The following is a 25,432-nucleotide window of genomic DNA, read 5'->3' as shown; positions in this document are numbered from 1 at the left end:
GCGATCGATGGTTAACCAACTCCCAGACTATAATCCTAGTGGTGTAGGTGAAATTAATGGCAACCTCTTTGGTTTACCATTTGATTACGAGTCCGCCAACTTAATTGTCTTTGCCGTACCCTGGGAAGTTACCGTTTCCTATGGTGCAGGTACAGCAAACGGCCCCCAAAGAATCCTTGACGCTTCAACTCAACTGGATTTATTTGATTTTGACAACCCTGATGGTTGGAAACAAGGAATTTTTTTAGTAGAAATTCCTCAAGATATTTTAGAAAAAAATCACTACTATCGCACCTTAGCTGCCCAAATTATTGAAAGATTAGCCCAAGGTAAATCCCTAACAGATACACCAGATTTAACTCCAATTCTGACAGAAATTAATCAGGCTTCCCAACAGGTAAATCAATGGCTATTTACCCAATCTCAAGCAGCAATCAATCAAGGTAAGCAAGTTGCAGTCATTGGCGGAGATCACAGTTCTCCATTAGGTTATTTTCAGGCATTAGCAACTAAATATCCCAACTACGGTATTCTGCATATTGATGCACACGCAGATTTACGCGATGCTTATGAGGGATTTGAATTTTCTCATGCCTCAATCATGTTTAATGCTGTGAAACTACCGCAAATTTCTAAGTTAGTCCAAGTCGGTTTACGTGATATTAGCCATGATGAAGTGCAAATGATTGACCAATCACATGGTCGCATTGTTGCCTATTATGATCCAGCCATCAAGCAAAAACTGTATGCTGGCACCATCTGGATTGATATATGTCGTGAAATTATCAATCATTTGCCAGAAAATGTTTATATTAGCTTCGATATCGATGGTTTAGATCCGAAACTTTGCCCCAATACAGGTACTCCTGTTGCTGGTGGTTTGGAATTAGAGCAAACATTCTGTATATTACGTGAATTAGTCAATAGCGGGAGAAAAATTATTGGCTTTGATGTTTGTGAAGTTGGTGATGCAGAGTGGGATGGCAACGTCGGTGCTAGAGTTATGTATAAGCTGGCGAATTTTATGGAATTATCTCAGCGATGATATTGCCATTCAACTTCAACAAACAACCTCTAAGAGACTTTTGGTTGATACCACAGGGATAAATTCAACTGTGAGCAGAAGTAATTTCCAGCCATAATTTGCTGCTTGTGGTCAACTATCCAATCATACAGTTGTGCTGCTCTTGCTAGTGCTACCCGTTCAGAACGATAAAGCCGCGGACTAGGACAGAATACTTCACCATTGATATGTATACCTGCAATTAACCAATAATCACTACTTTCACCCTCTGGTAAAATTTCGAGAAACCCGCTACTGTAAGGCTCAATTATTCCTATATTCATTTGCAAGCGTGACAACAATCATCCTATTTAATTTACCGAGGGTTTTCCGAAATAAAAGTAGTGTAAGCTCTATTTGTTAGGCTTCAGGTATTTGATCTATGATTAACCATATATGAATGTATCTAGTACAGTAACTTTAATGACAGCAGGCAGAAAGTAAGTACTGGATTTTCCCAACTAGTGCAGCATGGCGTAAATAAAGCACCCATTGTAAATGGCTAAAGGCTTACTATATAGCTTTTTTAATTTCAGACTTGTGCTGTAAATTTGACTACCTAAATTTATCCGAACTTTTGTACCTACTCTACACCTACGGCTCCTATTCCTGCAAATATTGAAAACATTAAAAATATCGTAACAAGAGGATAGATTACATTGACTGCTAAAACACTTCTACAACGAATAAATCAACATCAATATCTGCGTGATTTACGAAATAAATTATTACATCTTCACCGGATGTTGCTAGAAACAGAACGCATCAACTATGAACAAGTTCGTGGAAGAGTATCGAATACTGAACTCTTTCAACTTGTTGTCGCTGATGAGCAATTTGCTTGGCTACATCGAATTTCTGAACTAGTTGTGCAAATTGATGAAACTCTATCATCTGATCAACCTATATCTTTAGAAGATGTGCAGAATTTAATTGCTAGTACCCGCATTTTAATTGCACCCTCAGAAGTAGGTGATGAATTTGCTAGAAAATACTATGCTGCTCTCCAAAGTGAGCCTAGCGTGGTATTAGCACATGCAGCAGTTTCCGAACTTTTAGCCATTAAGTAAATGCGGCAAATTTAAGGATATGTACCGTAAAATACTCAACATTACATATCCTTTTTTAATCTTTTATCTAAAGATTGCTAAAAATGTGAGCAAAATAACGATTTTATTATCAGCTGTGCTAAGACAGGAATGACCTAAAAATAGACATTCTATGCAGCAGCAAAACAATCAATTCAGCCATCTCACAGCAATAGAAAGAACTTACCTGTCATTTCCAGCAAAGCTGTTATTAAATCACAACCTACTTCGTGGCAAAATATTAGATTTTGGCTGTGGTTTTGGTAACGATGTTAAATTGTTACGCGAAAAAGGTTGTGATATTACAGGTTATGATCCTTATTATCAGCCTAATTACCCTCTTGGGCAATTTGATACAATAATTTGCTTTTATGTTTTAAATGTATTGTTTTCTGAAGAGCAAGCTAATGTTTTAATGGAAGTCTCTCACCTATTAAAACCAGGAGGAAAAGCTTATTATGTTGTGAGAAGAGATATTAAAAAACAAGGTTTTAGAGAGCATTATGTTCATAAAAAACCGACCTATCAATGTACTGTAAAGCTACCATTCAATTCAATTTATTTGGATGATAGCCGAGAGATATATGAATACACTCATTATAATTACCAACGTAATTCGTCTAATAACTGTCTCTTTTGTAATCCTTATAAAAATTTAAAGCTATTAACTGAGTCAGCAACAGCTTATGCCATTTTTGATGGTTATCCTGTAAGTAAAGGTCATGTTTTAGTCATTCCTAAACGCCATGTGAGTAATTATTTTGAACTACCTTTCAAAGAGCAATCTGCTTGCTGGTTAATGGTGAACAAAGTTCAAAAAATTATCAAAACAGAATTGGCACCTGATGGCTTTAATGTTGGTATGAATATCAATCGAGAAGCTGGACAAAATATTCTGCACGCTAGTATTCATATTATTCCTCGCTACAAAGGTGACAACATGGGTGTTAAAAGTGGCATCAGGAATGTGATACCCAAAAGAAAATAACTAGATTTTCTTTTTAGATCTCATTTTTCTTAGGTAATTTGTGATCAGTGATTTAAAACTACTGTAGTACTAGTACTATAAAAATAACTATTCTAGATATTCTTGCCAAAATAGAGATTGCTTTTGTTGCACAGAAAGATTTTTTGAAAATTTAAGTAAAGCTTGGTAAGGTAGAGAATTATTAATATAAAATAGTTCTTTTTTTCTCCTAGAAGTATAATCAAAAAATATAGTAAATCTGTCTGAAGCTTCTGGAGCTTTACCTCTATGAAAAATGCTCCCTGTACCAGCAAAAATTACTGTACCAGAACTCCCAATACAGGATTTATAGTTGTCTGGGGAAATTACCTTTTGCATAGTATTATTTGGGATATATCCATAATTATATTTTAAATATTGAACTATATTCGAGGTCAAAGACAGAGGTATATATTGAAAAGGCCCCTGATTTTCTGAAACATCGTTCACATAAACTATTATTTTCAATACTTTGCGATCTTCTGGATCTAAATGCCAAAGTCGAGAACCTTTTTCTAATTTATTTGCTAAATCTCTCCGGAAATATGTTCCATGATATGCCACTGGTAGACCAATATAATGCTCGATAATATTTAGTAAACGTTGTTCTAATCCCCACAAAAAAATTGTGGGATGTGCCATAATTTGCTGTGAACTAGCATGAATAACGTATTGATTATCATCACTATTAATATCTGGTTGAATCTGAGATGTCAGATGCTGGGCTGTCTGAAGGAGTTGATAATTAGATGTAATCCCCAAATTATCTAAGGAAGTAATTGCAACACCTTCATGATTAATTTTTTCAACTAATTCTAGGTCATCTTTTGAGATAATAGGTAAATTTGTTTTATGCTTATTAATTGCGATTTGATAAGTATTTTCATTTTGATGTCTTACAAATGGTATTTGATAAATTTTTTTGAAAATTCTTTTCTTTATTTTTGGTAATAACAAGTTCATATAATTTTCTCGTACGGTTTAAAAAAAAACTATCACTCATACAACCAGCAAAGTAGTTTAATTATCTACTAAATAAAAATTATATTTATGAAGATATTTATGAAAAACAATCTGGTTTAGACTTTTAATAAAGTTAATTAATTTATCCCTATTAAATGTCTTACTTTAGTTATAAATTTGAAGAAATAATTATTTGTTTAGGTAAATTTTAATACTAAAAACTAATGATAGTAAAGAAACGAATTAATTACAAACATCGCTCGTAATAAGAAGCATCAATAAAGGCAAAATCAAAAATGCCAGCTTGTCCGCTCGCTAACAGTTGATCTAAACTTTCTAAGGTTGGTGCTAATCGTAGGTCAATTCGGCTACTCCAGCTTGCTGCCAATATCGCTATGCGATCGCTGTATACTCTTCGTTAACATCACAGGCAAAGATTTGACTATCAGCAGGTAAGCTCAAGCGACTAACAGCGAAATGTAACTATTGAAAGCATATACCGCTATACTAGCGCTGGAGAGTAGAATATCGAAGATGGTGCGATTGTTTGTCACAATGATTTTGCTGGTATTGTTAACCGCTTGTGGTACCGTTGGACTACTGCCAACTAGCGAGTTAGTACGAAAAGCGATCGCACTTGGGCTAGAACAAACTCAACAAGAACTTAGTCAAAAACTCGATCTCGATTTTCAGGGGTTGGAAATTCAGCAGTTAAAAATTGCTGAAGAAAAACCGCTGACAATTCAAAATTTACCAGCATTCCGCGTCAAAGGAAAATACGATTTAATTATCAAGTTACCGCAGCGACAGTTGACGCAACTGCAACAACCTTTTGAACTGTACTTACAAATTCAACAAGAAGGCAAAACTTGGCGATTATTATTGCCAGATAAGACTAGCAAAGATTCTCAAAGAGTTTGGCGCAGTTATCTTATTCAATAATTAATCTGTGCAAGTAACCAAACCAGCACAACCATTCCGTAGAAATCCCCAGCCATCGCCATGATTGAGATGATAGTTTCACTGGAGTCATGGCAAAATGTATTTTAACTTTTTTATCAGTTCCATTGTCGGAATTGTCACTATATTACTGTTAGCATTTGGGGTACTGCAATGGTTTCATGTACCCGCAGGTAACTTCTTAGATTGGGTAATTGGCGGTGCAAGTTTTTGGTGGTTATTGGTAATTGTCACTGTACCTTGGAATGTGCATTTTCAAGCAAAAGAAGTCTTAGCAGAAGCAGCACAATCTACAGAAAAAGGTATTCCTGTAGATGGCAAACAAGTAAAATATGTCCAGTTATTAGCCAAGCGATCACTTTGGTTGGCAGTTGCTTTACACTTATTCTCAACAATTGGACTTTACACTCTCGCAGCCACTGGAATTAGTGCAGTCGGTTATATTAGTTCTGGTGCAGCTTTATTATTAACAATTTTGCGTCCCGCTATTCGCGCCTACGAATATTTATATGCACGGCTAACTATGATTAGCCAAGAATGGAAGTATCCCCGCGAAGATATTTTTGAACTGCGGAATCGCTTCTTAGAATTAGAACAAAAAGTGCAATCTTTAGAAGAACAACTGAACCCAGAACAAGCATATTCTTTACCTGCAACTCAACAACGCTTTGCTGAAGAAACACGCAAGGAAGTATCCAGGATTTTAGCTAATTTAGAAGAATTACGCGCCACAAATCAAACAGAACATGAACGTTTAGCCAGAGAAGCCAGAAATGCGATCGCCCAACTGTCTACTGATGGGCAATTTCTCGATCATGTCCGCGAAATTATCCGATTTTTTAAAACAGCTTGAGATTGTTTGAACAGAAGCTTTTGCAATTGGAAATCGCGGCTATACAAACAAAACCGCTTCGGATTCGTCAGTTGTCTGCGGAGAGAAACCCTCCCGCAGCACTGGTCTCATACCGTTTCACTTTAAGTTTGATACAAATAGACCGCAGGGGAGCCAGCGCGTTGGGGAGACACTGCGTTGCGGAGGGAACTCCATTGTAGCAAGTGTCGGCGGGTTTCCCGACTTGTAGCGACTGGCGTGGGCAGAGGAGCAGAGGGGCGGAGGAGAAATTATTCGTATCATTTATTTAGTGAAATGGTATCACCGCCTGCGCGGGTTTCAAAACTCAATTTTTTCTTAGTCCACTTACGTGGACTTTAGTTAGCTTTTCAACTCAGCACTTTCAACTATTGTTCTAACTTGCATTCCAACGCCTTTTTCTGCATGGTTTTAAATATGTTATAAAACCCGTTAGCGCGGGAAGGTGTCAAGCTGACATTTAAACCTGTTTCTTGAATAAAATCTGGTGTTAATTGGACAATTTCTGTGGGATTCAGCCCATTTAAACCTTCGATTAACAGCGCGACTAATCCTTTAGTTAACTGAGAATCAGATTCTCCTTGAAAGAAAACTTTCCCTTCATTTAAAGTTGCGGTGACATAAACCTGAGAAACACAACCAGGGACTTTATTTTCTGGTAGCTTGTCAGCTTCTGGAAACTCTGGAAGCTTCTGTGCATACCAGATGAGTTGTTCATAGCGCCGCTTAGGATCGGAAGCGCGTTGAAAGCGCTGGACGATTTTAGCGAGAGCAGGTGGTAAAGAATCTAAACTGGAAGACATAACAGAAGCTGCAAATAATTCGGTCTCACCTTGAGTGTAAATTATCTAGAGGGCGATCGCGTTCACGATGAGCAAGTCTATGATCAAACCTCATCAATAGAAAATCTTATTAAAACTCATACTCCAAACTATTGAATACATTTATCGGAGTGAGCGTCAGTTTAAAGTCTTAAAAATGGCTCAGGTCGGAGTTGAACCAACGACCCCAGGCTTATGAGTCCCGTGCTCTAACCAACTGAGCTACTGAGCCAAATGCTTTTGCATTAATTCTTAATATAGCATATACATTTGTTCATGACTAGTCTATTTTTCAAAAAATTTTCACCCACAAACGCATCTAGCATCTGACTAAACTAGGCAAAAGAGGGAGGAAAACTCCCTCTTTTAACAAGGCAATGACTGAGTTGGATACAGGCAAGGACTTATATGCGGTTTTGTTGTGGTAAAAAGGCAATTGGGTTAACTGCGCCCTTACCTGAAGTATGGATTTCAAAGTGGGAGTGAGGCCCAGTACTGAAACCAGTACTACCCATTAAAGCAATGGTTTCACCTTGACGCACTTGTTGACCTGGACGCACCAGAATCTTGCTGTTATGACCATAACGAGTCATACTACCGTCAGGATGGCGAATATCTACGAGATTTCCATAACCACCTTTATTCCAGCCAGCTTTTTCAATCACGCCATCAGCCGATGCGTAAACGGGTGTGCCAGTAGCGTTAGCAACGTCAATACCTTTGTGCATTCTTCCCCAACGCCAACCATAACCAGAGGTAAATACACCTTTTGCTGGCCAAATATAAGCTACAGATGAGGAGGAAGGTGGAGGGATGGTCTCATCAATAGGTTTGGGTAAGTATTGATCTACTGCTGCTAAGGGTGGTAGTTGTGGCGATACCTGAGTTCCCCGCATTCTTCTGGGAGAATCAGCAGCGTTGATCCCAATTGGTGGTACTGCTACTCTAGGCTTGTTAGGCAGAAACTCTGGATTAATTGCCTCGTTTGTAGTGCGAGTAGCACGAAATTCGGGCTTAACCGGTTGAGCGCTGTAGCTTGGTAAGATGGGTGTCGGAACAGGAATAGGTACTGCAAAATTCTTAGTTCCTGATACAGGCTTGGTAACAGCCAAGTTATTAGGAATGGCTACAGGAATTGGAATAGCAACGCTGTTTTTGTCAGTATCAGTTGTTGCTTGTGCAACTACATTGCCAGACTCTTGAGCGCGATATTTCTGCTGTAGTCTTTGAATTTCTGCCTGTAAGCTCTGTAGACGCTCGTTGTTTCTACCTCTGGCAACCTTTTGGGCAGTTTGACTTCCTGACTGTAGTTCGGCAAAGACTTTTGGTACGGGTGTGTCACCACCTACACCGTAAGTATTAGCGTTAGCAGTATTTGTCTGTGTTTGGTTGTTTGTTGTTGCTGTGGTGGTGGGCTTGACAGCATTATTGTTGACAAAAACTGGTGAAACTGGTGCTAAGGATACATTAGGGTTGCTGCTGGCAGTGTTGATAGGTACCCCAGCTACTTTGGAATTATTGGTGAACTGTACGACCGATGGATTAACTGCTACAGGTATTGAGATTGATCCATTGCGGTTGCCGTTAGCCGATGGCAAAATCAGCTTTTGACTAATTTTCAGCTGGTTGGGATTGCTGATATTGTTGAGTTTTGCTAATTCTGCAACACTAGTGTTGTATCGGCTGGCGATCGCTGCTAAGGTATCTCCAGGCTTAACTTCGTAAGCTGTATCAGTATTTGTTGGTGACACCATCTGTGGTGTGGCAGGTGCAGATGTTGTTGCCAGTGGTTGTATCTGCTCGCTAGGAGATTTTATCTGCTTAGTCTCTGGGAAGAACTTTGTTTTGTCTTCATCAACCAAAGCTGGCAACTGTTGTGCTACCTCTTTATTGATAATGGTAGGTGACAATTTCTCTGCTACAGTTGTCTCCTGAGCCAATGCAGTAGTTTTGGTTAAGTTTTTCGACTCCCCAGACCTCAACTCCGCCAGACTTGCTCTTAAACGGTTCGATTTTTCTTGTAAGTGATATAGAGCAAATTCTTGCTGCGCTTTTAATTTAGCATTAACTTCATCGCTGGCAATTGCAGTTTCGCTACCTGTTGTTGGTACTTGGTTTGCAGCTACATTGTTAGCATTCAGGATTTCCTTTGCCTTTTTATCCTTGGCTAATTGCGCCTGGTTGATGGCATTTGTGTCGGCTGCTGTTTGGGAAACATCCTCTGTTGCTGGAACTAGCACAGACATTCCACTTGCCGCAACCTGCAATTTAGCTTCAAGCCCAGGCAATTGTGAAATTGCTGTTGGTTCCATAATGACAGCATTTTCTGCCATAGTCGCGGCAGAAGCTAGTTTTGTCTCTAGCTTTGTGGGAACGAATTTCACCTCAGTGTCAGGCGCAGCAGGAAGATTTGAGGCTACTTTTTGGCTACCTACAGGTGCGGCTGCTTGGGCTTGATCGCTTTGTCGAGTCACTAAAAGACTAGTTGCTCCGACTGAGATAGCCAAGCCAATCATGGCGGCTTGTGTGCTAACCCGACGATTGATCTTGGGATTCACCACATTTAACTGTTCGTTCGGGACACCATCACTGCTGGGGGTATTTTTCAGCACAGCTTTTACTCTTTTTTTCAATGCTCGTTTCAAAGACGACCTCCTATGATCACTAGCGCTTAACTGACCTCGATTTTGCAGTCGGAATACTAGTCCATGATTTCGATCACATCTGATGATAGATCGGGATCACATTCATCAGAGACACTTACGCAAGATTAACCTGCTTCTCTGATTTAGACAAGTTTACACCTGTTAGCAAAACATAAAGTTGCTGTGCTTACTTGTCCGCTCCACTCCTCACACCTTAGAACTTCTGCTCTTTGCAGTTGTCAGCGCTTAGTTTACTTTACTCGCTGGGATGGGAAAAGTTGATATTAGCCGAATCTGCTTTTCTTGTCAGCAATTGTAGTTGCTATAACTTTTAAAAAAGTGATGCCTCCTGCTGTAAATATCTTCAAGGTTTTTCTTGCCAATCCGTCTTCCCAACAGGAGACTTTACGTTGATTCTTCCCTAAAACACAACCGTACAAACTCTCCAGTACTTTTGTCCTCCTGAAATATACTTATTCAGACAAGATAGTACAAAGGGCTTATCCGTATGGATTTTCAGCTTTTTGTTTCCTGCGGCTCGGTGAATGAAATTCATCAAAATCTATCATTCAAATTTGGTAGATTCTCAAATTTAATATATAAATTTCTTATATTAAACCTATCTAGTGAACTAGATTTTTTCAGAATCATTACTTAAATTACAATAGCTCAAGTATAAAAAGTCAAATGTTTTTTGATGAGCATTGAATCATTTGCTGTTGCAAATCTAGGTTTCAATTAAATCCAAGACTTCTATAAGTATAAATGCTTATGAGACTTTTGATCAAAAACTACACTAAATAACCTAGTTGTCGCCGAGCTTCAAATAAGCCTATGGCAACGCTAACCGAAAGATTTAGGCTACGCACCCCTGGTTGAAACATAGGAATGTACAAGGTTGTATCACAAATTGATAACGCCTCTGGTGATAAGCCAGTAGTCTCGCTACCAAATAAAAGCCAATCATTAGGTTCAAACTGAAATTGAGTGTAGTTAAAACTTCCTCTCACAGAGAAACCTAAACATCTACCCCCTCTCTGCTGATGTAAGCTTTTAAAGGCTTCGAGTGACTTATGCTCATGGAGTTTGACATAAGGCCAGTAATCTAATCCCGCCCTTTTAAGGTAGCGATCGCTAATTTCAAACCCTAAAGGCCCCACCAAATGTAGTTCTGTTCCTGTCGCAGCACAAGTACGCGCTATATTGCCTGTATTAGGGGGAATTTGCGGATTTACTAAAACTACCTGGGGCATTGCTCTGTATAACTGAAGATATTTTGTATATAAAATTACATTAACCAGAAAAAATCTATCTAAGGGTAGAGGTTATATATAGGTTTTCTTAATAACCATTTTTTAGTTTACATCGATTAGTTTTTTAAAACAAAAAAATTACCAAGATTCCCCAAAAATTTTCTGAAAATGTGTTGGATTAACCTGTGAAGAAAACTACTTTATGTTTTCCGAAGTGGAAATCCGTCTTGAGTTATTTGCTGGCTACTTGGAGAAAATCTACCTTATGTATGAAACCATAAATTATGGTCTTAGAGTAAAGGGAATTTCTAACTTGGGTATTGGTACTCGTCAATCAGCTAAAACATGTCTAACTACATAACCATCTGTAAAAAAATAGTCATTAGTCATTTGTACCTTGTTCTTTGCAAAGACTAACGACTAATGACAGTCCTAATCACAAAATGTGTAACTTGAACAACCTCAATTTCCCATCAGGCCAGCAAGGATGAACACAATTTGTTTTCTAATTCCATTTCTCGTTCTTGTGTCGCCACAATCGCTTGGGTAATAACACGCTGAGAGTCAAAGCCTACGCTGTGTAGTTGTAACCACTGTTGAGCTTCGTTACCTTCACGCAGAATTTTATGCAATGGGGAAAGGAAACAACTAAAGCCTTGTTGTTTAGCGATCGCCCAAACTTCTTGATATAATTCCGCAATCCAATCTCTAGCTAAAATAGTTCTGCCATCTTGCCAATGTTGCATCTGAGCATCAAGACTTGCACTAGCGGCTGCTATTTCATTGTTAGTTGTCAGCGCAATTAGTTCTTCTGGAGAGAAGCTACTGTTAGTTAAGGGATCTAAATCGGGATTATTGATTACCTGCAACAAACGCGCTTCTAACAATGCGGTAATTGCGAGTAAAGCAATCGGATCTGTGACTAAATCGCAAATTCGCAGTTCTAACCGATTGAGATCATAAGGACGGCGATCGCCATTGGGTTTTACCGATACCCATAAATGGCGGACATTTTGCATTGTTCCCGCCACTAACTGCTCTTCTACCCACTGAATATGATGAGCGTGGCTAGTAAATAATGGTACGTAAGCAGGTGTTTGGGGAAAGACACCCCAACGTGTAGAGTGATAGCCAGTGGTTTTGCCATTAAAAAAGGGCGATGAAGCGCTGAGGGCAAGATACAGTGGTGCTTCTAAGCGGATGAGCCGACAAGCCCGCATTAATATTTCTGGGTCACTAATACCTACATTGATATGCACACTGGCTGTAACTACGTTTGTACCGTAAGTTTGCTCAATATAGTCATGATAAGGATTAGTTGGATCAGAACGAAAAAAGCGATCGCCCCCACTCAAAGACAATGTACTTCCCGGTATTAAAGTGTAGTTACCCAAACGCTGGAGGTACTTTCTTAACTCGCGGCGCGGATACAGCAACGCACATAAGAGATTTTCGTAACTTGTGGATGGCTTCGTTATGTATTCTACGTTGCGGCTGTCTGGTTCCCGCATAAAGCCGTCCAAGTCGGCAACAATCTTATCGGAGAGACCAACAATTTCACCTTGAGGTGTGCCAGTATACATCTCGATTTCAAAGCCTTTTGATAGCACCACTTAGTTCTCCTTGGCTCTCTCAGCCTATTAATTGTATCGAATTAGACGATTTTTTGTGTTGACCTTGCCGTTATTTAAACGTTAAGAATCTTTTAGCAGAACATTTATCACGACAAACTATTTCTTTTATCCCTTAGTAATTACTTAAAATAAAAGTATCAATTTTATTTCTGTCTTTGTATGGAGATTCACATACTAAATTCGGTTGAAAAAACCGTACTCAAGATTACGTTTTTTCCGTAAGTTGAGCCGACTAGTTGTGAAATGACACAAATTTCGCCGACATCACTACCACCAATGACACATACTACTGGATAACTGATACTCACAACCTCTATTTTTCAGAGGAAATTGCCAGTATCTGTTAAGGGCAAATTATTTAGGCGATCGCTTTTAGACGCAAAATTCAATACAAGTATTAATGAGGACAATTTCAATTAAACATAAAACTCATAGTACGGTGCTTTGTGATGCAGCGCCATACACATTAGTTTTTAGCTAGAAGATGATCACAAGTTTTTCAAGGCAGAATTATTGTAATACTGCTCTGAGAAAAATTAATTGGCGATGGCGTGACTCATATTACGCATAACAACAAACTTTTCACTCAGGCTTTTCTTGAATTCTGTTATAAACTTTTATCTTAATGCAAATTTAAATCAATAAAACACTAAAATTTTTAATAGTTTTTCATCTTACTATATCATTCATTTATTTTCTGTTTTTCAAAAACTTCTCTTGTGATTGCTTTTGTTGTTTTAATGACAAACACATATTACCTAATTGTCAAACATCGCATATACAATTTTTTTTATATGTGTAATATCTCAAACTAAAAGGTAGATAAGCTACATCATCATAATAGTTTTTCTGTTAACAGCTTTATTTCTCAAGCTTTCTATTATTTTTTTGACAACTACTAAAAAAATCCTTAAGCTAATAGATAGATGACCGAGTATTAACCCAACAACTTCGATTTTGTGAGGTAAATTCAAAATCGTTGTGAGAAAGTATCAGCATGAACAAATGAATTGAACTCAATCATTGACGATAAATAGTAACTTCAACAAATTTAGCTAGAAAAAAGCTAATACCTGATTTATTGGATTTCGCTACGTGGTTCTGAACATCATCCAATCAGGTGTGAATGTTTGTAGTGATGATCATGTTTGTCTGTTAATTATGAAATTTTGGCTGAGGTGCAGTAAACTATGCTTGATTTTTTTACATCGTTGAACGACCATAACTTACCTTATCCAGATACGCTACATCCCATTGTTGTTCACTTTGTAATTGCAATGGTAGTGTTTGCATTTTTCTGTGACTTAGTAGGCTATTTTACTGGCAAAGCTCGCCTGTTTGAAGTGAGTTGGTGGAATATGTTTGTCGCTACGATCGCCATTTTTGTAGCGATTATTTTTGGACAGTTTGAAGCTGGTTTAGCCCAACCTTATGATGTAGCTAAATCAGTTTTAAATATCCATACACTGATTGGTTGGTCACTTTCTGGCATCATCGCTGCAATTACAGCATGGCGCTATGTAATTCGTTCGCATAATCCCCAAAAATTACCCATTCATTATTTAGCAGCCGGATTTATCTTAGTGGCAATTGTCGGTGTACAAGTATATTTCGGTGATCAATTGGTTTGGGTATATGGATTGCACACAGTACCAGTTGTTGAAGCAGTAAAGGATGGGATGCTGCCATGAATTCAGACCTAATTAATCAATTGAACGTAGAATTGGGCGCTAACGGACTGCCTTACACTCTGCCGATTCACCCAAATTTAGTACATCTCACCATTGGTCTATTCATCATTGGAATTACCTTTGATATCGTGGGTGTTCTATTTCCCTTCCAAAAATGGGTGTTCAAATTTTTGGCCATTACAGTTGAACGTGCCAACTTCTTTGATGTGGGTTGGTACAACATGTTTGGCTCAACCATCATTACCTTTTTTACTGTAGCCGCCGGCTTTTACGAAATGCTTTTAGCAACCCCACCCACAGAAATCAAAAGTGCTTGGGGCTTGCAAGCAATGCAAACTATGCTTTGGCACGGTATTGGTGGTGTCGTCTTACTAGCTCTATTTGTCGGGATGACCATGTGGAGAGGATGGCAGCGCTTTGTGTGGAGCAAAGATTCCGAAACAGAAGTGCAGTGGAGCTACTTGTTAGCGGGAGTAGCAATTATGTTTTTGATGTTCCTCCACGGCACATTAGGAGCGCAACTAGCAGCCGAATTTGGTGTTCACAACACCGCAGATAGATTACTGAAATTAGGTGAAGACCTGAACACAATGCTCAAATAATTGTCCAAGGTCAAAAGTCCAAAGTCTCAAGCATTTAATTTTGACTCTTGACCATTGACCATTGACTCTTGACCAATGACCAAAACCCATGAAACTCCCCAAGATTTTAAACATATTAACCTTAATTACTGGTGCGATCGCCGTGAGCATCACCAGTATGTGGATAGGTAAACAAGCCTATTCCTGGCTACCGCCCCAAGCAGCGGCCGAATCTCATCTGATTGATGATTTGATTAGCTTTTTGGTGACATTAGGTGCATTTATTTTTCTTGGTGTCACCAGCACCTTAATGTACTCCGTGATTTTCCATCGCGCCCAGAAAGATGATCTCAGCGATGGCCCCCACATCGAGGGTAATGTCACTCTAGAAGTTGTCTGGACAGCTATTCCGATTTTATTGGTACTGTGGATTGCTGGCTATAGCTCCCAAGTTTACGAACAAATGGGAATTCAAGGCCCCACACAGCTAGTGCATTTGCATAATCCAGTAGGGATGGAATCTGCTTATGCAGCGACAAAAGACGCTGTTATGAGCGAACCTGTAGAAAAAATTGATGTCATCGCCAAACAATGGGCGTGGGTATTCCATTACCCTGAGAAAAATGTTACCAGTACCGAACTGCATTTACCAAGCGATCGCCGCGTGCGTTTAGCACTGCAATCAGAAGACGTACTGCATGGCTTTTACATCCCCGCATTCCGCCTCAAACAAGACATCATTCCTAATCACACCATCGACTTTGAATTTACCCCCATTCGTCAGGGGCAATATCACCTCACCGACTCTCAATATAGCGGCACTTACTTTGCCACCATGCAGGCAAACGTAGTTGTGGAATCCCCCGAAGAATACCACAAATGGTTGGCAAAAATCGCTACACATAAACCCTTCTTCCCTAAGAACCAAGCCGTGAATGAATACGCCGAAACAGCCAGCGAACCAGTGAAAAATGGCTGGGATACAGTTGTACCCGCCGCCCCTCCTCTGGTCAATTATTCCGGTTGACAACAGACATACCCTTACACCCCTGTTTTTTCCAAAGAACAATGACTAACGTCCCTATTGATAGTCTTAGCCTCCCAGTTGGGAAGCCTCAACATGAATCTCCAGGAGGCTGGAAACAATACTTCAGCTTTAGTACAGACCACAAAGTAATTGGTATCCAATACCTTGTTACCGCCTTTTTCTTCTTTCTCATCGGCGGTATCTTTGCCATGATATTGCGGGGAGAATTAATCACCCCCGAAGCTGATTTAGTTGACCGTACTGTATACAACGGTATGTTCACCATGCACGGCACTGTGATGCTGTTCTTGTGGACATTTCCCTCACTTGTCGGTTTTGCTAACTACCTCGTCCCCTTAATGATTGGGGCGCGAGACATGGCATTTCCCCGCCTTAACGCTGTCGCCTTTTGGATGGTGCCTGTAGTCGGGATTTTGTTGATGGGCAGTTTCTTCGTCCCTGGTGGCCCCGCCCAAGCCGGTTGGTGGGCTTATCCGCCCGTCAGTCTCCAAAATCCTACAGGGAACTTGATTAACGGTCAAGTTTTATGGCTGTTGGCAGTCGCTATCTCTGGTGTCTCCTCAATTATGGGGGCTGTCAACTTTGTCACCACCATCGTGAAGATGCGTGCGCCCGGTATGGGTTTCTTCCGGATGCCTTTGTTTGTCTGGGCAGTCCTCAGCGCTCAAATCATCCAATTGTTTGGCTTACCTGCCCTGACAGCAGGTGCAGTAATGTTGTTACTTGACCTCACCGTGGGTACTGGCTTTTTTAACCCAGCCAACGGCGGCAACCCAGTCATGTTTCAGCATTACTTCTGGTTTTACTCCCACCCTGCTGTGTATGTGATTATCTTGCCAGTTTTCGGCATCTTCTCCGAAATCTTCCCTGTTTATTCACGCAAACCTTTATTCGGTTACAAAGTAGTTGCGATTTCATCTTTATTAATTGCTGTCGTCAGCGCCATTGTTTGGGTACACCACATGTATGTCAGTGGTACACCTGCTTGGATGCGGTTGATTTTCATGCTGACAACCATGTTTGTCTCTGTACCCACTGGCATTAAGGTATTTGCTTGGGTAGCAACAATTTGGGGCGGTAAGTTGCGGTTGAATACACCCATGTTATTTGCCTTGGGTGGATTAATCATGTTTGTCTTCGCTGGTATCACAGGTATTATGCTTTCTTCTGTACCTGTGGATGTTCACGTTAATAATACCTACTTTGTTGTTGGACACTTCCACTACGTCCTGTTTGGTACAGTGACAATGGGCTTGTACGCTGCCATTTATCACTGGTTCCCCAAAATGACTGGGCGGATGTATTACGAAGGCTGGGGTAAGTTACATTTCTGGTTATCATTCATCGGTACTAACCTCAACTTCTTACCTATGCACCCATTGGGTTTGCAAGGAATGTTACGTCGGGTTTCTTCCTACGCCCCAGAGTATGAATTCTGGAACATTATTGCGAGTCTTGGTGCATTTTTGTTAGGTATGTCTACTTTGCCCTTCATCTTTAACATGGTAGTTTCTTGGATGCAAGGTGAGAAAGCACCTGATAATCCTTGGCGGGCAATTGGTTTAGAGTGGTTAGTTTCTTCACCACCACCTGTTGAGAATTTTGAAGAAATTCCTACTGTAATTTCTGAACCTTACGGTTACGGCAAATCAGAACCTTTAGTAGCAGAAGCCCACAGTCAGGCTCAATGATTTATCTGTGTACATCTGCGTCTATCTGCGGTTTTAAACGCAGAGAGGCGCTAAGGAAGGCGCAAAGGTACGCGGAGTATTTTCTCAGCAATATTACACGATTGACCTATGGACAGCTATATCGTTTCTGAAGAGTTGCAAAATCACTCTCATCATGCTGGGGAGCATGGACATGATGAAGAAGGCAATAAAATGTTTGGTTTTATTGTTTTCTTATTGTCGGAAAGTGTGATTTTCTTGAGTTTTTTCGCTGGCTATATTGTTTACAAGCTAACAACTCCTAACTGGCTACCGCCTGGTGTTGAAGGTTTAGAAGTGAGAGAACCGGCTATCAATACTGTTGTGTTGGTTGCTAGTAGCTTTGTAATTTATTTGGCAGAACGCGCTCTACAACGTCATAAATTATGGGGTTTTCGCCTGTTTCTTTTAGCAACAATGGCAATGGGCAGTTATTTCTTGGTAGGACAGGCGATTGAATGGAGTCATTTGGCTTTTGGTTTCACGACTGGCACCTTTGGCGGAATGTTCTACCTGTTAACAGGTTTTCACGGCTTGCATGTTTTGACAGGTATTCTGTTGCAATTGATGATTTTTATCCGCTCTTTTATTCCTGGGAATTACGAATCTGGTCACTTTGGAGTTAATTCTACTTCCCTGTTTTGGCACTTTGTTGATGTGATCTGGATTGTTTTATTTGTTCTGCTCTACATTTGGCAGTAAATATTCAGCTTTACTCAAAAATTAGAGCAAATTTTTAGCGAGAGGGTAAGGTAATTCACCTTTTCCTCTGTTTTTCATATTTAGTTATTAAAAAAATGATCTTATGATCAGTTATAAAAATATGTCACTCTATCTCTGTATAGATGTGAAAAAATTAATTTTTAAGATACAACTGGGAAGGCTTAATGTTAAAAATTAAATTTTACTGAGCTAAATAAATTCAGCATATACAATTTTCCCTAAAAAACTTGATTCACCAATGGCACTTCAAACTTTAGCAGAAAGCCCAATTGTTGCCTTTACTATTCTCCTGACAGTAATTTTTACCGTACCGCCAATATTTGAAAAATTGCAGTTGCCTGGATTAGTGGGTTTGCTAGTAGCAGGTGTCATTCTAGGAGAAAATGGCTTAAAGTTACTCAATTCAGAATCAGATACAATCAAACTGCTATCAGATATTGGCAAAATTTATTTGATGTTCGTAGCAGGTTTAGAAATTGATCTAGAGCAGTTTCGCAAAACTAAAAATCGCTCAATTGGTTTTGGCATACTAACCTTTTTAGTTCCATTAATAGCTGGTATTCTGGTTGGACGTTTGTTTAATTTCGGTTGGAATGCTGCTTTTTTGATTGGTTCTCTATTAGCATCCCATACTCTTTTAGCATATCCAATTGTAAGTCGTTTGGGAGTAGTCACAAATGAAGCTGTGACTGTCACAATTGGGGCAACAATTTTTACTGATACGGGTGCTTTGTTGGTATTGGCAATTTGTGTAGGTATTCATGGGGGAGAATTTTCTGCCCTGAGTTTAGCTACTTTATTGGGGGGATTAGCAATTTACTCCGTTGTTGTTTTGTTTGGTTTTGACTGGGCAGGTAAGGAATTTTTTCGGCGTTCTGGAGATGAGCAAAGCAACCAGTTTTTGTTTATTTTACTAGCATTATTTTTGGCTTCTGTGGGAGCGCAAGTTATTGGGGTTGAGAAAATTGTTGGGGCATTTTTAGCAGGTTTAGCAGTTAATGATGTTCTAGGACGTAGCCCAGTTAAGGAAAAAATTGAATTTATTGGTAGTGTTTTATTTATCCCATGTTTCTTTGTAGATATGGGATTGTTAATTAATATTCCCGCATTCCTTAAAACCCTCAGTTCTGTTTGGTTGACTGTGGTAATTGTAGTAGCTTTGATTAGCAGCAAATTTATTGCGGCATTTTTAGCTAAATTATTTTACCGCTACAACACAGCCGAAATGCTCACAATGTGGTCACTCTCTTTACCGCAAGTAGCAGCGACACTTGCGGCTGCATTGGTGGCTTATCAAACTGTTAACCCGGCTGGGGAAAGATTAATTAATGAAGGTGTTTTAAACAGTGTAATTGTTCTCATGCTGGTGACGGCAATTTTAGGGCCAGTGATTACTGCTAGGTATGCGACTGCTTTACAAGTTAGTGAAGCGGATTTTGCCACCGATAGACTCTCAACTTGGTGGGAAAGTCATGAGCATGAGATAGAAGCAGAACAACAGCAATTCACTGTGGTTGTGCCAATTTATAATCCGCAAACCCAGCGTTATTTAATAGAAATGGCTGCATTATTGGCGCGTCATGAATCGGGGAGAATTGTACCTTTAGCTATTACCAAAGCTCTGATTCAGATGGATGATCCGCAATTAGTAACAGCACTTGAACAGAGCCAAAAAAGATTGCAGTTGGCTAAAGAAATTAGCCAAGAATTTGATGTGGAAGTTTCGCCAGCAATTCGCATTGATGATGATGCAGCTTTGGGAATTAGCCGTGCTAGTCGGGAACGTAATGCTAATTTAGTGGTGATGGGTTGGTCGCAGACTACAGGTTTCCGCGCTCGTTTGTTTGGTAGTGTGCTGGATAGTGTATTTTGGTCTGCACATTGTCCAGTAGCAGTTACACGTTTGTTAAGTAGTCCGAGAACTATCCAAAGAATTCTTGTACCTGTTGGTGATTTGACACGACAAACTATAGGCGCTGTTAGGTTCGCGCAAATTTTAGCTGATGTGAATCAGGCAGAGGTGGTATTGTTGCATGTGAGCGATCGCAAAACTCGCCCAGCTTTAGTTGAGAAATTTACATCCCAATTATCTGAGATTGCCACGAAAAGTCAGTTACAGGTCAAGACAAATATCCAGACTGTTAAAGGTGATGATATCGCTAGAGTAATTATTCGAGAAGCTCAGTCTTTTGATTTAGCGGTGTTGCGTTCTGTTCGCTATCGCACAGCAGGGGGTTTGGCTGTTAGTCAAGTAACAACTCAAATCTTAAGAGAATTAAAATGCTCAATTGTGTTGTTAGGAGAACCCCACTCTTAATTTGTTCAGCAAATACAGCAGACTTCAGAAGTAAAACAGCCTTGATATCTGGCTTTCACTCTGAAATTGTGTACTCGACTAACTTAAAATCTACTGTAATCAGCAAAACTAAATTAGGGTGGGCATAATTATACTCACCCTACTCATGTTGAGATTTTAATTTCTATCGCTGGTCATACCTCAGTAGATTCCACAAACTTAATCTATTTAGATAACCTTATAAATATGTTGTCGTGATCAGCAAGCTTAGATATTTTAGACCTGTGTACGCTCTACACCACTAGGAAGTTAAATGTAATGCAGATTTTTAAATTTTGGAATCAATTAACTAAGGGGAAGTTTAGTAAATTATTGAGTCAGACAGTAGTTTTGGGAGTAGGTGCTAGTGTTTTGCTATTCCATGCTAGTGCAAACGCGGCTGAACAGGTAATTTTAAAATATGGTAGTTTTCAAGGGCCTGTTTCTGTAACGGAATTGAATGCGTTTGTGCAAACAGGGAAAACTACCCCAACACTAAGAAATTATTTGCAAGTAGCTAAACAAGACCCGGCTGTAGCTCGTAAAGCACTAGTCGCAGGTATAAAAGCTGAACCTGCTTATTTAGATAGTTTGTTGTCTGGTTGGACAGGGCCAATTTTACTGGCTCAAATTGGTGATGTAGTTCATCCACCTGCGGGGGACTTAGATGCACAGGCGCTACAAACATCTTTGAGTAAATCTATTCAAGAAGATGGAGAAATCACACTGCTAGGTGCAATTCGCCATTATCCCGATAATACCGTAGAAATAGAAGGCGATCGCCTGATTCCAGTTTATGAAAGACTAAGCAGCTTGGCGAAAGTCCTCTAAGTACTGAGTGCATTGCAAATCTCAAGCTTTATTAATTTCAACAGTCTCATATTGCTTGTAGCAATGCCTCAAATCCTGATTGATTGTGAATCTCCGGTTTTAAAAGATTCATTTGGTTGAAGTTTGTACTTGTAGCTTATAGACACATGACCTTGGTCATAGTTAGAACCGATTAAGGATGGTCAATTTATTTGTATACCACTCCGAATATTTACATTCAGTTTTAACGAGCAAATGTCATGGCTAAAGAAATAACATACTTAGAGTTATCAGAAGATAGTGGAAGTTCCCACAAGTTTTATGAGGTTATTGTTGAAGATACTCAAGTAAGTATCCGCTACGGTCGCATCGGTGACGCAGGACAGACGCAGACCAAAACTTACCCGACACCAGAAAAAGCCAAGGCGGAAGCGGCGAAAAAAATTAACGAAAAGCTGAAAAAAGGCTATGAAAATGCTGTGATGGGTGTGCGTCAAAAGCGTTCTGTGACTCGCCGAGAAGTTGCTAGTACTGTCTCAACGTCCAAACAAGCGCCAATTTTATGGAAATTTGCGGCTAATTCAGCGGCTTTTGGCATTTTCATTGATGCTAACCGTTGCTGGCTGGGTAATCAAGCTGGTCAAGTTTTTGCTTTGAACCATGAAGGTAAAGTCAGCAATCAATTTAAACTTCCTGATGGGGTTAAATGTTTAGTAGCTGATGATATCTGGATTTACGCTGGTTGCGATGATGGCAATGTCTACGATTTAACTGGTAAGTTACCCCGCGTTGCTTACAAAATTGATGAAAATGTCGATATCTTCTGGCTGGATATTAAAGATGGTTTATTGGCTGTCTCTGATGCTAACGGTGGCGTAACAACTATAGATCATAATGATGAGTCACAATGGACGCGATTAAGTCAAGGTAATTCTGGCTGGATGGTTCGCTGCGATGAAGCTGGGATTTATCACGGTCATAGTCAAGGCGTGACGATGTATGATAATCAAGAAGGTCGAATGGTTTGGCATCAAAAAACTGGCGGGAGTGTGCTATTCGGTTGGCAAGAAGCATCCGCAGTTTACGCAGGTGCAAGCGACCGAAAAATTTACAGTTTTAGCAAGCAGGGTAAGCCACTAACAATATATAAGTGCGATGCTGCGGTTTATTCTTGCGCCACTGCACAAGATGGTAAATATGTGTTTGCTGGTGATAATAATTCTTCGATTTACTGCTTTAGTCAAGCCGGAGAAAGACTGTGGAAGTTGGGAACTGGTTGTGGTTCGGCTTTATCCATGCAGTTTTGCGAATCTCGAATTTATATTGTAACCACTGATGGAGCTTTAGCTTGTATTGATGCCAGTGAAACTGCGATCGCCTCTGCTCAAGCTGGTACAATTCCCGATGCAACTATTATTAAAGCACCAAAAACTGAGGGAGCCGCACCTTCTACTGTTCTCGAAACCACTACAGATACGAGTGCTGGGGTAATTGTTGAGTGTTTTCAAGATGGCAGTAAACTGCGTGTCAGAGTGATTTCTCCAGGGTACAATTTTAACTGGAATGTGCAGTTTCCCAAAGATATTCGCCAAGTTGGCGATCGCTATCTTGTCCAAGAAGTCCGCGAGTCAGCTAGAGGCGGTTTTTATCGCGCCTATGGAGATATTAAAAAGATCAATAATTAAGGTTCTAAATTCTTCAACTAATGTCTCTTGCAGGTAAAGCAACTGTGCGAATGGCGATCGCTTGTTTTTTACCATTACGATTAATTGTAATTTGCATCATGTCGCCAACTTTGGTAGTTTCTACCAATTGTTGCACTTGCCGAATATCTTGAATGGCAACACCGTTAATACTGTCAATAATGTCGCCTGGACGCAACCCTGCACGAGCAGCGGGAGAGTTGGAGGCGACTCCTAAAATAATCACACCTGTATCTTGATTAACTTTTAAACCTGTATCACTCTGATTAATTTTGCTGCGTAAATCAGGCGTTAACTCACCCATTTGAATGCCAACATAAGGATGATCTACTCGTCCTTTAGCGATTAATTCATTAGCAATTCTTTGCGCCGTTTTGATAGGAATGGCAAACCCTAATCCTTGCGCTCCTTGGATGATGGCGGTATTCATCCCAATTACTTCTCCTTGAGCGTTGAGCAAGGGGCCTCCAGAATTACCAGGGTTAATTGCAGCATCAGTTTGAATAAAATCTACACGTTCGGTGGGTACTCCTAAATCAGCTACTGAACGCTGAGTTGCACTGATGATTCCTTGGGTAACTGTATTATCTAATCCTAGAGGATTGCCAATGGCGATCGCCCACTGCCCTGGTAACAAATTATCCGAGTTACCTAACTTGACTGTCGGAAGTCCTGTACCTTTAATTCGCACTACTGCGACATCAGTCACTCTATCAACGCCTACCACCTTACCTTGAAGGCTGCGTCCGTCTTTTAACACCACGGATACGTTATCTGCATCGGCGACAACATGAGCGTTCGTTAAAATAATCCCATCCGCACTGGTAATAAATCCTGAACCAATACCCCGTTGCACTTCTTCTCTATTCGGCACCTGTGCGCCAAAAAAACGCCCTAAATAAGAGTCTTGTGGAGATACTGCCACAATCCGCGTTGAGTTGATGCGTACCACTGCTGACCCGACTTGTTGCACAACCTGAGTGATATAGTTTGCATCTTGATTATTGCTGGGTGCTGCTGGATTGAGTGTTGCTGTAACTAGAGGATTTTTACCATCTCTATTGGCAATACATCCAGATAATAGCAAAGTTAAATAAAGCGAGAAATAGGGAATCAATCGTTTCATTATGGGTTGATGGGGCTATTGAGTTGTAGTAATAACCAAGTGAGATAAGTGCCGAAAGGCCCCCACAATGCGTAAGGTACAAATAGCCATGAAGCAGTTTGCGAAATTGGCTTAACAACAAAAGCCAAAATGTACACCAAAACTGTCGCTAAACCGCCCACAATCATACCACCAGTCAAACTGCGAAGTTCTACCACAACGGGACTGTAAAGTGATGTGAGTAAAGCGATCGCACCATAAACTACTAGCAAACCCCAAGGACGAGAACCTTTTTTGCAGCTTTTCTCCCATACGATAATTGCAGAAATCGTGAGGCAAACCCAAATGAAAGTCCAAATAACAGGAATAAGAAACTCAAAGGTCAACCAACTGGGACGTTGCAGATTTTGAAACCACGGGTCGCGCAGCGATGTGAACAGGCTACCACCAAAGAACAGGGCTGCTGAAGCTGCTGTAATTATCCATCTAGCTTTCACTAAAACTCCTGTCATAATAATACATTTGTAGTTTAGATTGAATCGGCGATCGCTGCACCTATCCTGTGATATAGCAACAGTCAGAGGTGTTAGGACAATTTGAAAGCTTGAATGCCAGGAATAATCAGACTTTTCCTCCTGCTTCCTGCCTTATTCTATGGGTGATAGGCGACAGTCTGAGAAGAAGTTATTGTCGTAAAAATAACTGAGTCATGTAGTATGTATTCCCAACTCGCCAGATTCCTACACCCGTTTCTCTGAATACTGGACGCAGAATATTGGCTCGGTGTCCGGGGCTGTTCATCCAACCTTTGATGGCGGCTGGTACAGGTTGCGGCACATTGGTAGATGTAAATAAGTTTTCCCCAACCATCCAATAATTGATTCTGCCTGCACGTACTCTGTCTCGTAAGCTACTACCATCGGCACCAGTGTGACTAAAGAACTTTTTCTGCGCCATCTGATGGCTATAGTTGCGGGCTACCTGGGTGAGTTTTTCATTATTTTGTAGCGGCTGAAGTCCATTTTGCTGACGCACTTGGTTGATACCTTGGCGAATTGCAGCTTCCATGTCTGCAATTTTGGCAGATTCGGCAGAAATTACAGGCTGTGGTGGTTGGCTGGATGGTAATTCAAGACTGGGCAACGGTGGCGCGTATTTTAGCATTTCCTCGCAACCACTTGCTAATAGTGCGATCGCCGCCGATGCTAACCAAATTATTTGCGGTAGTTTGTTTTGCATCTACTTATGGTTCTTTCTCCAGACAAGAACTATCAACTTAGCTTTCGTGATGAAATTGCTATGAAATCTGTCTTTAAGGTAACAAAAATAGCAAAATCTAACTGGGCTAAACTTGAGTGTTGCATTGCTAGAGAAAGAACCAGAATGAGTTTCAGAGTAGGAGATTGATTGATAATCTCACTTC

At 40.2% G+C, this 25,432-nt stretch carries 23 protein-coding genes and 1 tRNA gene; 13 read left to right on the top strand and 11 right to left on the bottom strand.

All coding sequences use genetic code 11. The features are described from left to right. Window positions 1–7: 7 nt before the first annotated feature. Window positions 8–1,045, top strand: coding sequence for an agmatinase SpeB (gene speB / locus AC504W_RS01110; protein WP_494875815.1), 1,038 nt, complete (start codon window positions 8–10; stop codon window positions 1,043–1,045). Window positions 1,046–1,074: 29 nt separating this feature from the next. Here the strand turns inward: speB and AC504W_RS01105 are convergent, their stop codons facing one another. Next, the gene (locus AC504W_RS01105) at window positions 1,075–1,347 is read right to left on the bottom strand and encodes a hypothetical protein (RefSeq protein WP_096582416.1); all 273 of its coding nucleotides are present in this window, start codon (window positions 1,345–1,347) and stop codon (window positions 1,075–1,077) included. Window positions 1,348–1,722: 375 nt separating this feature from the next. On the opposite strand from AC504W_RS01105, the gene AC504W_RS01100 reads away from it, so the two are divergent. Continuing rightward, window positions 1,723–2,133, top strand: a complete 411-nt coding sequence (locus AC504W_RS01100) for a hypothetical protein (RefSeq protein ID WP_187308014.1) — start codon at window positions 1,723–1,725, stop codon at window positions 2,131–2,133. A gap of 151 nt (window positions 2,134–2,284) precedes the next feature. Next, entirely contained in the window at window positions 2,285–3,139 is an 855-nt protein-coding gene (locus AC504W_RS01095; protein ID WP_494875812.1) for an HIT family protein, read from the top strand. 87 nt (window positions 3,140–3,226) lie between these two features. Here AC504W_RS01095 and AC504W_RS01090 read toward each other — a convergent pair whose 3' ends face one another. Both AC504W_RS01090 and AC504W_RS01085 read right to left on the bottom strand, forming a co-directional pair. Further along, window positions 3,227–4,120, bottom strand: coding sequence for a 2OG-Fe(II) oxygenase (locus tag AC504W_RS01090; protein ID WP_494875810.1), 894 nt, complete (start codon window positions 4,118–4,120; stop codon window positions 3,227–3,229). Window positions 4,121–4,367: 247 nt separating this feature from the next. Next, window positions 4,368–4,508: a hypothetical protein gene (locus AC504W_RS01085; RefSeq protein ID WP_494875808.1), complete on the bottom strand. Its 141-nt coding sequence runs from the start codon at window positions 4,506–4,508 to the stop codon at window positions 4,368–4,370. 146 nt (window positions 4,509–4,654) lie between these two features. Here AC504W_RS01085 and AC504W_RS01080 point away from each other — a divergent pair, with 146 nt between their 5' ends. Together AC504W_RS01080 and AC504W_RS01075 are read left to right on the top strand one after the other, a co-directional pair. Next, entirely contained in the window at window positions 4,655–5,062 is a 408-nt protein-coding gene (locus AC504W_RS01080) for a hypothetical protein (RefSeq protein WP_096582406.1), read from the top strand. Window positions 5,063–5,159: 97 nt separating this feature from the next. Continuing rightward, window positions 5,160–5,933 carry a hypothetical protein gene (locus AC504W_RS01075; protein WP_494875806.1) on the top strand — a complete coding sequence of 258 codons (774 nt, stop codon included), beginning with the start codon at window positions 5,160–5,162 and terminating at the stop codon, window positions 5,931–5,933. A 386-nt stretch (window positions 5,934–6,319) separates the two neighbouring features. On the opposite strand, the gene AC504W_RS01070 is transcribed toward AC504W_RS01075, so the two are convergent. The 5 genes from AC504W_RS01070 to gshA form a co-directional block, all read right to left on the bottom strand. Beyond that, window positions 6,320–6,754, bottom strand: coding sequence for a SufE family protein (locus AC504W_RS01070; RefSeq protein WP_103123330.1), 435 nt, complete (start codon window positions 6,752–6,754; stop codon window positions 6,320–6,322). Between the two features lie 176 nt (window positions 6,755–6,930). Further along, window positions 6,931–7,004, bottom strand: a tRNA-Met gene (locus AC504W_RS01065). 172 nt (window positions 7,005–7,176) lie between these two features. Further along, entirely contained in the window at window positions 7,177–9,417 is a 2,241-nt protein-coding gene (locus AC504W_RS01060; RefSeq protein ID WP_494875804.1) for a peptidoglycan DD-metalloendopeptidase family protein, read from the bottom strand. A 791-nt stretch (window positions 9,418–10,208) separates the two neighbouring features. After that, entirely contained in the window at window positions 10,209–10,670 is a 462-nt protein-coding gene (locus AC504W_RS01055; protein WP_494875803.1) for a tRNA (cytidine(34)-2'-O)-methyltransferase, read from the bottom strand. A 473-nt stretch (window positions 10,671–11,143) separates the two neighbouring features. Continuing rightward, entirely contained in the window at window positions 11,144–12,283 is a 1,140-nt protein-coding gene (gene gshA / locus AC504W_RS01050) for a glutamate--cysteine ligase (protein ID WP_494879510.1), read from the bottom strand. 1,211 nt (window positions 12,284–13,494) lie between these two features. Between gshA and AC504W_RS01045 the strand changes: the two genes are divergently transcribed. The 8 genes from AC504W_RS01045 (at window position 13,495) to AC504W_RS01010 (ending at window position 22,886) form a co-directional block, all read left to right on the top strand. Next, complete coding sequence (locus AC504W_RS01045; protein ID WP_494875800.1) at window positions 13,495–13,995, top strand: DUF2231 domain-containing protein; 501 nt, start codon at window positions 13,495–13,497, stop codon at window positions 13,993–13,995. Further along, on the top strand, window positions 13,992–14,597 hold the full coding sequence (locus AC504W_RS01040; RefSeq protein ID WP_494875799.1) for a DUF2231 domain-containing protein: 606 nt from the start codon (window positions 13,992–13,994) through the stop codon (window positions 14,595–14,597). Before AC504W_RS01045 ends, AC504W_RS01040 begins: the two co-directional genes overlap by 4 nt. 88 nt (window positions 14,598–14,685) lie before the next feature. After that, the gene (locus tag AC504W_RS01035; protein WP_096582390.1) at window positions 14,686–15,603 is read left to right on the top strand and encodes a cytochrome c oxidase subunit II; all 918 of its coding nucleotides are present in this window, start codon (window positions 14,686–14,688) and stop codon (window positions 15,601–15,603) included. A 41-nt stretch (window positions 15,604–15,644) separates the two neighbouring features. Then, a complete protein-coding gene (gene ctaD, locus AC504W_RS01030; protein ID WP_494875797.1) occupies window positions 15,645–17,315 on the top strand; it encodes a cytochrome c oxidase subunit I in 1,671 nt (556 codons plus the stop codon). Between the two features lie 108 nt (window positions 17,316–17,423). Then, the gene (locus AC504W_RS01025; protein ID WP_103123334.1) at window positions 17,424–18,035 is read left to right on the top strand and encodes a cytochrome c oxidase subunit 3; all 612 of its coding nucleotides are present in this window, start codon (window positions 17,424–17,426) and stop codon (window positions 18,033–18,035) included. A 259-nt stretch (window positions 18,036–18,294) separates the two neighbouring features. Continuing rightward, entirely contained in the window at window positions 18,295–20,373 is a 2,079-nt protein-coding gene (locus AC504W_RS01020; protein WP_494875796.1) for a cation:proton antiporter domain-containing protein, read from the top strand. Window positions 20,374–20,670: 297 nt separating this feature from the next. Then, complete coding sequence (locus AC504W_RS01015) at window positions 20,671–21,222, top strand: alpha/beta hydrolase (protein WP_494875795.1); 552 nt, start codon at window positions 20,671–20,673, stop codon at window positions 21,220–21,222. Between the two features lie 239 nt (window positions 21,223–21,461). Continuing rightward, window positions 21,462–22,886, top strand: coding sequence for a WGR domain-containing protein (locus tag AC504W_RS01010; protein WP_494875794.1), 1,425 nt, complete (start codon window positions 21,462–21,464; stop codon window positions 22,884–22,886). A 13-nt stretch (window positions 22,887–22,899) separates the two neighbouring features. Here the strand turns inward: AC504W_RS01010 and AC504W_RS01005 are convergent, their stop codons facing one another. From AC504W_RS01005 to AC504W_RS00995, 3 genes are all read right to left on the bottom strand, one after another. Then, a complete protein-coding gene (locus AC504W_RS01005; protein ID WP_494875792.1) occupies window positions 22,900–24,030 on the bottom strand; it encodes an HhoA/HhoB/HtrA family serine endopeptidase in 1,131 nt (376 codons plus the stop codon). Next, window positions 24,030–24,506 carry a TspO/MBR family protein gene (locus AC504W_RS01000; RefSeq protein ID WP_494878805.1) on the bottom strand — a complete coding sequence of 159 codons (477 nt, stop codon included), beginning with the start codon at window positions 24,504–24,506 and terminating at the stop codon, window positions 24,030–24,032. Before AC504W_RS01000 ends, AC504W_RS01005 begins: the two co-directional genes overlap by 1 nt. Before the next feature lie 187 nt (window positions 24,507–24,693). Further along, window positions 24,694–25,248: a CAP domain-containing protein gene (locus AC504W_RS00995; RefSeq protein WP_494875790.1), complete on the bottom strand. Its 555-nt coding sequence runs from the start codon at window positions 25,246–25,248 to the stop codon at window positions 24,694–24,696. Window positions 25,249–25,432 lie beyond the last annotated feature (184 nt).

It is taken from the genome of Nostoc sp. C96 (assembly GCF_059384975.1).
The sequence above is the reverse complement of the archived record's forward strand: the minus strand, read 5'-3'. Positions and strand labels throughout refer to the sequence as shown.